The organism is Umezawaea sp. NPDC059074 (genome assembly GCF_042738955.1).
In the GTDB taxonomy this organism is placed as follows: domain Bacteria; phylum Actinomycetota; class Actinomycetes; order Mycobacteriales; family Pseudonocardiaceae; genus Umezawaea.
This window is the reverse complement of the sequence record NZ_JBHYHC010000223.1, coordinates 1-9,018: the sequence shown is the minus strand read 5'-3', so window position 1 is coordinate 9,018 and position 9,018 is coordinate 1. Positions and strand designations below refer to the sequence as shown.

Below are 9,018 nucleotides of genomic sequence, written 5' to 3'. Positions count from 1 at the left end.
AACAGGGGCAGGACGATCGCCACGTAGGCCACCCAGGCGACGGCCTGGAGGACGGTGGTCTGCTGGGAGTAGTTGAAGATCCCCTTGAGCAGCGCCCCGTACCAGGAGGCCTCGGGAACGGTGCTGGTGAGGTCGAAGGCCAGCGTGTGCAGGCCGGGTAGGACGGCGGCCTCCTGGAGGTCGTGCAGCCCGTAGCCGAGCACCCCGGCGGCGACGAACACCAGCAGCGCGCCGGTCCAGGTGAAGAACTTGCCGAGGTCGAAGCGGATCGCGCCGCGGTAGAGCAGCCACGCCAGCGCCACGGCGATCGCGATGCCGACCAGGAACCCGATCAGCGGTTCGGTCGTGCCCACCCCGGCGCTCTGCACGCTGGAGTAGAAGAACACCGCGGTCTCCAGGCCCTCACGGCCGACGGACACGAACGACACGACGACGACCGCGAACGGGCCGATGTCCAGCGCCTTTTCCATCTTCCCGCGCAGCTCGGCGGCGATCGTGCGAGCCGCCTTGCGCATCCAGAAGATCATCCCGGTGACGAACACGACCGCGAGGATCGACATCCCGCCGCCGAAGACCTCCTTCTGCTGGAACGTCATCGTGGTCGTGGTGAACGTGATCACCGCGCCGACCGCGACGGACAGCACCACGGCGATGCCGACGCCGATCCACACGAAGGGCAGCGAGGCCCGGCGGTCCGTGCGGACCAGGAAGGCGATCAGGATGCTCACGACGAGCGCGGCCTCCAGGCCCTCCCGGAGCCCGATGAGCCCGTTGTTGACGAGCACGCTGTCCTCACCCCCTGCCGGACCGCTTAGGTCAGGCTTGCCTCAGTAATCTTCTACAGGACTGTAGAAGTAACCGGCGGGGTCCTGTCAAGCGGGAGTGGGCCAGTCGTCACGCGCGAGGGGTGTCGCGGTCGGCGTGCGCGGCGGCCGCCGCCCGTGCCGCGTCGACGTCACCGCTCTCGATCGCCTCGAAGATCCGCAGGTGACCGGCGTCGCGCCGGTCGGCCGACTCGGGGTCGAGCCGGGCGTAGCGCAGCGCGGACACCGCGCACAGGTGCACCTCCGCCAGTGTCGGGTTGCGCGCCGCGGCGAAGACGACGGTGTGGAACACGTCCAGCGAGACGTCCGTCCGCCCGGTCGCGGCGTGGAAGGACGAGGTCCAACACCGGTCCTGCGGGCTGACGAGCGCGGCTCGCAGCACCGCGAGGTGCTCGTCGGTGCGCTGGGCGGCGGCCAGTCCCGCGGCTTCGACCTCCAGGGCCCGCCGCAGGGCGAGGGTCTGCTCCGCAGGTCGTCTGCGCAGGTCGTCGCCGAGCACGGCCGTGACGGCGCTGCGGGCCCGGACGTACGTCCCCCGCCCCTGGGCGCTCTCGAGGACGCCGTTGTTGAACATGATCTTGAGCGCTTGGCGGAGCATGGTGTGCCCGACGCCCAGCGTCCGCACCAGGTCGTCCTGGTTGGGGATCCGCGAGTCCACCGGCCACTCGCCGGTCTCGACCCGCTGCGTGAGCCAGTCGACGACCTCGTCGAGGGGCATGCGTCTCGGCGGCATGGGTCCGGTGTCCTTCTCGCCCGCGAAGGTCGGCTCGGCAGGCGCCGACGACGTTTTACAAAACTGTAGAAGGTCGCGGTGGAGACCTGTCAAGCGAGCCGGTCAGTCGTCGAGCTTGCCGAGCAGTTCCCGCAGGGTCCGCTCGTCGTCCTCGCCCAGCGCGTCGACGAACCGGGTCAGCACGGACGTCCGGTTCGGCTCGTTCTCCAGCAGCCTGCCCATCCGCCACGCGGTCAGCGCGGACGGGTCCGCGGTCGCGGAGTAGCGGTAGGCGCGGCCGTCGCGGACGCGCGCGGCCATGCCCTTCTCGTGCAGGCGGGTCAGGGTGGTCACGACCGTGCTGTAGGAGAGGACGCCCGCCGGGTCCAGCCGTTCCCGGACCTCGGCCGGGGTCAGCGCCGCGTCCGCGTCGCCGAGGACGCGCAGGACCTCGGCCGCCAAGGTGCCCGGCAGGCGTCGAGGGGGCGGGTCTCCCGGCTTCGCGGTCACGGGCGGAATGCTACAGACGGGTGTTCCCGCTGGTCCGGCCGCCACCGGTCGGCCGTGGCAGACTTCGGTGTCGATACCGGGAGGGCGCGCATGTTCGACCACTTCGCGTGGTCCGTCCTGGCAACGCCGGTCCTGGTGCTGCTGGGCACGGTGCTGCTGGCCGACCGGCTGCGCCCCGACCTGGCGCTGCGCGTGCTCGCCTGGTCGGCGGTCGTGGCCGCCACGGCGAGCACCGCCAACCTCGTCGTGTTCGGGCTCAAGGCGCTCGCCGAACTGCCGCCCGTCGCCGCGCTGGGCGACTGGTCGTCCGCCGCCGTGGTCGCCGACACCGCGTCCGCGCCGTGGGTCTCGCGGCTGTCGCTGGTGTGGGCGGTGACGGTCGGAGTGCTCGTCACGGCCCAGTGGGTCCGCCGCCGTCGGGTCGTGCGGGCGACCCGCGCCGAGGTCGACTGGCTGCGCCCGCGCGGGGAGGTGGTGACGATCGCCGACGAGCGGGTCGACGCGTTCGCCCTGCCGGGCAGGCCCGGCCGCATCGTGCTGACGACCGGGATCCTCGACGTCCTCGACGACCGCCAGCGCGCCGCCGTCATCGCCCACGAGCGCGCCCACCTCGCGGGTGCCCACCACCGCCTGCTCTGGCTCACCCGGCTCGCCGCCACCGCCCACCCGCTGCTGTGGCCGGTCGCCCACCGCGTGGCCTACCTCGTCGAGCGCGCCGCCGACGAGGCCGCGGCCGCCGAACTCGGCGACCGCCGCGACGTCGCCCGCGCGATCGGGGTCGTCGCGCTCGCCGCGTCGGCCCGTGTCGTGGCGGCCCGCGCCTCCGGTCTGCCCTCGGCGCTCGGCACCACGCCGGGCGCGGTGCCCCGCCGGGTCACGGCGCTCATGGCCCCGCAGGAGCGCAGGCGGTGGCCGGTCGCCGTTCCCGTCCTGCTGGCGGCGGCGACCGTCGTGTGGACGGTCGAGTGCGTGTACGACTTCCAGCAGTTGCTGGCGTTGGCTTCACTGCGCTGACTCGCGGCGATTTCGCCTGTTGTAGATAACTTTTCGGCGTTGCGCCGTTCGCGCCGCCATAGGAGAAGCTGATCTTCGCTGGTGGGGCGACGGCCCTCGGCACGGGGGCGGATTCGGGCGTCGCAAGGGGATTGTTGGGTGTTGATCTCGTTGCTAGGGTGCCGAAATCGCTGGCCCGGATGGAGGAAGTCGATGACTCTTGCCCACGACGATCCGTACGTGGGGAGGCTCTTCGAGGAGATCGCGACACTCGTGGTCGACGGTCGGGGCGACCCCGCCGCCGTCCACGAGCAGCTCCTCGAACTGGCCGTCGCCAACTCCCCGGAGGTGGCGCGGTACTGGAAGCAGGTCGGCGCCGGGGTGGGGGTCCCGGACACCGCGTACAAGGACGGCGGCCCGCACCTGTTCCCGGACGAGCCGGTGGTGAGGGAGTTCCGCACCAGCGGCACGTCCGGCAGCGTCCGCGGTACCGTGCGCTACACCAAGCTGGGCTTGGAGTTGAAGCGGATCGCGATCGTCACCAGCGCCCAGAGGCTGTTGTTCCCGGACGGCACGCGCCCCGCCGTGGTGCGCTTCGCGCCGACCGAGCAGGCCGCGCCGGACATGGCGATCGCGTTCGACATGGCCCGCATCGCCGAGGCCTGCGGCGACCCCCGGCTGAGCGTGTCCGTGGCGGGACCCTCCGGTGTGGACTTCGACGCGCTGGAGTCCAGCCTGGACACCGCCGTCGCCGAGGGGCTGCCGGTCGTGATGATCGGCGCGACCTTCGCCTTCGTCAACGTCTGCGACGCGCTGCTCGCCCGTGGCCGCAGCTGGGTGCTGCCGCCCGGCTCGCGCGCCTACGACGGCGGCGGGTTCAAGGGCCGGTCCAGGGTGATGCGGGTCGACGACCTGCGCGCCACGCTGAAGCGCGTCTTCGGCATCGCCGACGGCGGCTTCGGCAACCTCTTCGGCATGACCGAGCTGGCCAACCAGGTGTTCGACGGCTCGGACACGCCGGTCGGCCCGCTCGGCGAACGCCCCAAGACGCGGCACGTCTGGGGCGGGCCGCGGCTGCGCGACCCGCACACCCGCGAGATCGTGACCGAGGGCCGCGGCCTGGTGGAGATCGCCGACCTGTGCCTGATCGACCGCCCGCACGTGCTGCTGACCGGTGACGTCGGCATCGCCCACCCGGACGGCGTCGCCATCGCGGGCCGGGTCGCGGGCACCGCGAGCCGCGGCTGCTCCCTTTCGCTCGACGAGATGACCGGAGGACGGTGAACACCGTGGCGGAGCAGTCCGTGTCGTGGATTCCGAGTTGGGTGGACGGCGCCTCGCTGGTGCCGTTCACGCTGCGGTCCGGTGACCACGAGTGGCGTGGCGCGCGGCCCGGCGACCTCGACTGGCCCGCGGTCGCCGAGGGCCTCCGGGTGGCTCAGGAGGCGTTGCGGGACATCCCGGTGCGCCGGATCGTCGAGGCCGTCGACACCGTCGCCGAGCTGTGGGCGAAGCGGGACTTCCCGCCGCGCCAACGGGTCGTGCGCGACGCCGCGGTCGTGACCGGCATGTCCGAGGAGACGATCAACCGGTCGCTGGACGGCGAGCTGGGCACCCTGCGGGCCGAGTCGCTGCTCGCCGCGCTGGAGCGGGAACTGGGCGATCCCGAGGTGCTGGACGGGTTCCGGCCGGACGCGCGCCTGGGCGGCAGCACCAGGGCCATCGGTCCGCGCACGGTGCTTACGGTGTTCTCCGGCAACGCGCCCGGCCTGCCCGCGCGGACGCTGGTGCGCGCGCTGCTGGTGAAGGCGACCATGATCGCCAAGATCCCGGCGAGGGAACCCGCCTTCACCGCCGCGTTCCTGCGCACGCTGCACGAGGTGGAGCCGGTGCTCGCGGACTCGGTGCTGGCGACCTACTGGGACCGCGACGACGAGGCGACGATGGCCGCCGCGCTGGAGCACGCGGACGCGGTCGTCGCCTTCGGCGGCGACGAGGCGTGCGCGGCCATCCGGGCGAAGGTCGGGCCGCACCAGCTCTACGAGGAGCACGCGCACAAGCTGTCGTTCGGCGTGGTGTCGGAGGACTACGTGGCGCGGCACGGGGTCGCGGAGGTGGCGCGGCGGATCGCCGTGGACTGCAGCGACCTCGACCAGCAGGCCTGCCTGTCGCCACAGGTGTACCTGGTCGAGGCCGGGCAGGCCCGCGCGGTGGCCGAGCAGGTGGCCGTCGCGATGCGCCTGGCGGCCGACGACTGCCCGCCGGGCGTGATCGACGCCGAGGGCGCGACGGTGTTGCAGCACCGCCGCCTCGTGGCCGAGTGGCGGGCCGCCAGCACGACGTCCGGTGAGGTCTGGTCGTCGGACGGTCTGGAGTGGACGGTCGTGCTGGACGACACCCTGCTGCCGTTGAGCGGCGCGGGGAACCGGGTCGCGCGCATCGTCGCGATTCCCGGCCTGGCCGACGTCGCGGAGGTCGTGCGGCCGTATGCGCGGCACCTCCAGAACGTGGCGCTGGGAGCCGTCGGCGAGGAGTTCCGGCGCACGGCGGAGGACCTGGCCCGGCTGGGCGTGAGCCGGGTGACGGCGCCGGGGGAGATGACCAGGGTGAGCATGGCGTGGCGGCACGACGGGCAGCCGCGGATCTCGGGCCTGGTCAGGTGGTGCGACGTGGAGCAGCACCCGGAGGCGGCGGGCTGACGGCGGGCTCCGCGGGGCGGCGGAACAGCGGCGGCAGGAACCGCAGCATCAGGACCGACCACGTCAGGTGGGTGATGAGCGGGGCCTGGATGCCGCCCGTCGCCCGGCGTTGCAGGCCGAACAGCACGCCCATCACCCCGGACGCCAGCACCAGCGACGGGTTGCGCGTGGCGGTGGTCGCCAGCACGTACACCGCCGTGGACGCCACGACGGGACGGTCGCGGCCCGCCGCCGCGTACAGCGCGCCGCGGAAGAAGACCTCCTCGGCCGCGCCGTTGAGCAGCGTCGTGGCCAGCACCGGGGCCGTCGAGCCGCGATCGGCGTAGCGCAGCACCCGCGAGATGGCCCGGTCCAGGAACGGCACGTGCCTGCACACCAGCGCGCAGCCGTAGAACACGCCGAACGCGCCGACGCCGACCAGCGCGGGCGTCACGACGGGGCGGCGAAGCGTGTCGCGGTAGCGCGTCCGGCCCAGGTGCAGCGGGCCGGACGCCAGGCCGCCGACCACCCACGTGGCCGCGGTCGCCGCGGTCAGGCCGTAGAACCGGGTCGAGTCCGGCGTGGACCTCAGCGACGCGCCGAGCAGCCCGGCCCCCGCCAACGACGTCACCGCGACCACTCGACGGCGTCGGTGGAACGCCTCGTCGGACTCGGTGTGCTCGCGCGGCACCTTCTCGGCGAGCCAGGCGGGCGCGCGCGCCACCAGCCGCTCCCGCCACGTGCGGCTCATCGGCGCCCGGCCTTCGCCCGTTCACCGAGGGCGGTGAGGACGGCGTCGTCGAAGTCCGACGGCGGGAACGGGACCAGCGAGCGGATCGAGTCGTCGCGCACCACGACCTCGTTGGCCATCGAGTCGATCAGCGACCGGCCGGTCCGCACGTCCACGTCGGTGACCAGCGCCAGCCACCGCGAGGACAGGCCGGGAGTGAGCAGCGGCACGGGCACGACCGGCACCCTACGGCCTTCGATCGCGGCGACCCGGCGCATCATCTCCACGTACTCCAGGACCTCCGATCCGCCGATGTCGAACGCGCGCCCCTCGGTCTCGGGCACGGCCAGCACCCCCACGAGGTACCGCACGACGTCGGCGACGGCGATCGGCTGGCAGCGGGTCCGCACCCAGCGCGGCGCGACCATCGCGGGCAGGTGCTCCACGAGTTGGCGGGTGATCTCCCACGAGATCCCGCCGTGCCCGATGACGATCCCGGCGCGCAGCGTCGTGACCGGCACACCCGTCCCGGCCAGCAGCGACTCCACCTCCCGGCGGCTGCGCAGGTGCTCGGACAGGTCGTCGGAGTCGTCACCGAGCCCGCCGAGGTAGACGATCCGCCGCGTCCCGGAGTCGGCGGCGGCCTTGGCGAACGTCCGCGCGGCCTCCGCGTCGCGGTCGGCGAAGCTCGGGTCGTCCAGCGAGTGCACCAGGTAGTAGGCGACCTCGCACCCCTCCAGCGCGTCGACCAGCGACGCCGGGTCGTGCACGTCACCGCGGACGGCCGTCCCGGCGCCGTCGTAGTCCTCCGGGTGGCGCGTCATGGCGCGCACGTCGTGCCCCTCCTCCACGAGGACGGGGCAGAGCCTGCCACCGATGAAACCCGACGCTCCGGTCACGAGTACCCGCACGCCCACCACCCTGTCGCACCGGGCCGGGTTCCGCTGATCGGCCGCGTAGGAGCTTGGACACCTCACCCGCCGTGCCCAACGCCGCCCCACACCGGGGGTCAACGGTCAACGGACAACACCGGACAGACGAGCGGGCACACGTGGACGGCGGGAGTTCGCGGCTGGTTCGCTGATCGAGTTGACCCTGCCAACCCCAGTCGACGGGAGTTGATCAACGGTGTCCAGAGTTCGTCGGATAGGCGCGCTCGTGGCCGCGGTCGCGCTGATGACCAGCGGGACCACGGTCACGGCGGCGACCGCGTTCGCGAAGAGCGGGCCGGTCTCCGTGGCGTACGTCGAGGTGAACAACAACAGCATGTCGAACGTGGGCAAGTACGCGCTCGCGAACGGCAGCGGCAACGTCTTCGACATCGGTGTCATCTTCGCCGCCAACATCAACTACAACGCCACCACGAAGTCGGCCTACCTGTACTTCAACCCGAACGTGCAGCGCGTGCTCGACAACGCGGCCACCGAGATCCGGCCCCTGCAGGCCAAGGGGATCAAGGTGACGCTGTCGGTCCTGGGCAACCACGAGGGCGCGGGTTTCGCCAACTTCCCGACCAAGCAGTCCGCCGAGGCGTTCGCGAAGCAGCTGTCCGACACCGTGACCCGCTACGGCCTGGACGGCATCGACTTCGACGACGAGTACTCGGAGTACGGCAAGAACGGCACCGGCCAGCCGAACGCCAGCTCGTTCGTCTACCTGGTCACGGCGTTGCGCTCGTTGATGCCCAGCAAGCTCATCACGCTCTACAACATCGGCCCGGCGGCGACGCGCCTGTCGTACGGGGGAGTCGACATCACGTCGAAGTTCAACTACGCCTGGAACCCCTACTACGGCACGTGGAGCCCGCCCGGCATGGCGCTGCCCAAGTCCAGGCTCTCGCCCGCCGCCGTGCAGATCAGCGCGACGTCCTCCAGCACCGCCGCCAGCCTCGCGCGGCGGACGGTCAGCGAGGGTTACGGCGTCTACCTGACCTACAACCTCGGAGCCCCGGACGTGCACACCTACATCTCCGCTTTCACCAGGGAGCTGTACGGCACGGACGCCCGGTACACGGGGTAGTGGTGGCCTGAGGCGGCCGAACGGACCATCCTGTCCGGGTGACGAGTGAAACCACGCCCGAGAACGCGGACACGGCGGCCGGTGGAGAGGATCCGCCGGACGCCGTGCTGTGGGACCGGGGTGACCGGGAGTCGTTCGGCGTGTTCTTCGACCGGCACGTCGAGGCCGTGTGGAACCACGCCTACCGGCTGACGGCGTCGCGCGAGGAGGCGGACGCCGTCACGTCGGCGACGTTCCCGGCCGCGTGGCGCAAGCGCGCCGGGACACCGCTGGTCGCGACCCTGCCGCTGCTGTTCGCGACGGCCGGGGACGTCGTGCGGACCACGCGTCCCCGGCCGTCGCGCGCGACCCCGCCGCCGGTCGACGAGGACGCCGAGGTGGTGGTGCGCCGGATCGAGGACGACTCCCGGCTGGGCGAGGCGGTCGACGTCGTGCGGCGGTTGCCGCGGGCCGACCGCGAGAGCGCGGAACTGGTCCTGCTGGGCGGCCTGCCGGTCGCCGACGTCGCCGCGCACCTGGGCGTCGCCGAGGCGACCGTGCACGCGAGCCTCG

The 9,018-nt window shown here is 72.5% G+C and carries 10 protein-coding genes; 5 read left to right on the top strand and 5 right to left on the bottom strand.

Annotated elements, in window-relative coordinates; translation table 11 throughout:
- From efeU to ACFWW9_RS44525, 3 genes are all read right to left on the bottom strand, one after another.
- On the bottom strand, nucleotides 1-785 hold a 785-nt coding region (efeU, locus tag ACFWW9_RS44535), incomplete at its 3' end, for an iron uptake transporter permease EfeU (protein WP_390389437.1).
- A gap of 109 nt (nucleotides 786-894) precedes the next feature.
- Complete coding sequence (locus ACFWW9_RS44530; RefSeq protein ID WP_390389435.1) at nucleotides 895-1,557, bottom strand: FadR/GntR family transcriptional regulator; 663 nt, start codon at nucleotides 1,555-1,557, stop codon at nucleotides 895-897.
- 102 nt (nucleotides 1,558-1,659) lie between these two features.
- Complete coding sequence (locus tag ACFWW9_RS44525; protein ID WP_390389433.1) at nucleotides 1,660-2,046, bottom strand: BlaI/MecI/CopY family transcriptional regulator; 387 nt, start codon at nucleotides 2,044-2,046, stop codon at nucleotides 1,660-1,662.
- Between the two features lie 90 nt (nucleotides 2,047-2,136).
- On the opposite strand from ACFWW9_RS44525, the gene ACFWW9_RS44520 reads away from it, so the two are divergent.
- The 3 genes from ACFWW9_RS44520 (at nucleotide 2,137) to ACFWW9_RS44510 (ending at nucleotide 5,738) form a co-directional block, all read left to right on the top strand.
- Nucleotides 2,137-3,060: a M48 family metalloprotease gene (locus ACFWW9_RS44520; RefSeq protein WP_390389430.1), complete on the top strand. Its 924-nt coding sequence runs from the start codon at nucleotides 2,137-2,139 to the stop codon at nucleotides 3,058-3,060.
- Nucleotides 3,061-3,279: 219 nt separating this feature from the next.
- A complete protein-coding gene (locus tag ACFWW9_RS44515; RefSeq protein ID WP_390389429.1) occupies nucleotides 3,280-4,323 on the top strand; it encodes an acyl-CoA reductase in 1,044 nt (347 codons plus the stop codon).
- 5 nt (nucleotides 4,324-4,328) lie between these two features.
- On the top strand, nucleotides 4,329-5,738 hold the full coding sequence (locus tag ACFWW9_RS44510) for an acyl-CoA reductase (RefSeq protein ID WP_390389428.1): 1,410 nt from the start codon (nucleotides 4,329-4,331) through the stop codon (nucleotides 5,736-5,738).
- On the opposite strand, the gene ACFWW9_RS44505 is transcribed toward ACFWW9_RS44510, so the two are convergent.
- Nucleotides 5,695-6,468: a CPBP family intramembrane glutamic endopeptidase gene (locus ACFWW9_RS44505; protein ID WP_390389426.1), complete on the bottom strand. Its 774-nt coding sequence runs from the start codon at nucleotides 6,466-6,468 to the stop codon at nucleotides 5,695-5,697. The two genes, ACFWW9_RS44510 and ACFWW9_RS44505, sit on opposite strands and share 44 nt — an antisense overlap.
- The gene (locus tag ACFWW9_RS44500; protein WP_390389424.1) at nucleotides 6,465-7,358 is read right to left on the bottom strand and encodes an NAD(P)H-binding protein; all 894 of its coding nucleotides are present in this window, start codon (nucleotides 7,356-7,358) and stop codon (nucleotides 6,465-6,467) included. The genes ACFWW9_RS44505 and ACFWW9_RS44500 overlap by 4 nt, the downstream gene beginning before the upstream one ends.
- Before the next feature lie 217 nt (nucleotides 7,359-7,575).
- Here ACFWW9_RS44500 and ACFWW9_RS44495 point away from each other — a divergent pair, with 217 nt between their 5' ends.
- Together ACFWW9_RS44495 and ACFWW9_RS44490 are read left to right on the top strand one after the other, a co-directional pair.
- On the top strand, nucleotides 7,576-8,466 hold the full coding sequence (locus tag ACFWW9_RS44495; protein WP_390389422.1) for an endo-beta-N-acetylglucosaminidase H: 891 nt from the start codon (nucleotides 7,576-7,578) through the stop codon (nucleotides 8,464-8,466).
- A gap of 38 nt (nucleotides 8,467-8,504) precedes the next feature.
- Nucleotides 8,505-9,018, top strand: a 514-nt coding sequence (locus ACFWW9_RS44490) for an RNA polymerase sigma factor (RefSeq protein WP_390389420.1), incomplete at its 3' end; no start/stop codon positions are given.

Excerpts from the sequence above, each read along its gene's own strand:
- ACFWW9_RS44520 (WP_390389430.1), top strand. The coding sequence starts at position 2,137 with ATGTTCGACCACTTCGCGTGGTCCGTCCTGGCAACGCCGGTCCTGGTG.
- ACFWW9_RS44505 (WP_390389426.1), bottom strand. The coding sequence starts at position 6,468 with ATGAGCCGCACGTGGCGGGAGCGGCTGGTGGCGCGCGCGCCCGCCTGG.
- ACFWW9_RS44530 (WP_390389435.1), bottom strand. The coding sequence starts at position 1,557 with ATGCCGCCGAGACGCATGCCCCTCGACGAGGTCGTCGACTGGCTCACG.